The organism is uncultured Cocleimonas sp. (genome assembly GCF_947495625.1).
Taxonomy (GTDB): domain Bacteria; phylum Pseudomonadota; class Gammaproteobacteria; order Thiotrichales; family Thiotrichaceae; genus Cocleimonas.
This window is the reverse complement of sequence record NZ_CANLZW010000087.1, coordinates 1-311: the sequence shown is the minus strand read 5'-3', so window position 1 is coordinate 311 and position 311 is coordinate 1. Positions and strand designations below refer to the sequence as shown.

Genomic DNA, 311 nt, shown 5'->3' with positions numbered 1-311 from the left:
TCATTTTTCACGTTTTTTAGTGATTTCGTCATTTTTCAAGTCGTCAAGTGGATGTTTCTCATTTTCCATGATTTTCAGTTTTCTTGCCATATTCCACGTCCTACAGTGGACATTTCTAAATTTTCCACCTTTTTCAGTTTTCCTCGCCATATTTCACGTCCTAAAGTGTGTATTTCTCATTTTCCGTGATTTTCAGTTTTCTCGCCATATTCCAGGTCCTTCAGTGTGCATTTCTCATTTTTCACGTTTTTTAGTGATTTCGTCATTTTTCAAGTCGTCAAGTGGATGTTTCTCATTTTCCATGATTTTCA

General features: G+C 35.4%; 1 protein-coding gene. It reads right to left on the bottom strand.

Annotated elements, in window-relative coordinates; all coding sequences use genetic code 11:
- Positions 1 to 150 carry a hypothetical protein gene (locus tag Q1A31_RS21005; RefSeq protein WP_019444655.1) on the bottom strand — a complete coding sequence of 50 codons (150 nt, stop codon included), beginning with the start codon at positions 148 to 150 and terminating at the stop codon, positions 1 to 3.
- Between the last annotated feature and the right edge of the window lie 161 nt (positions 151 to 311).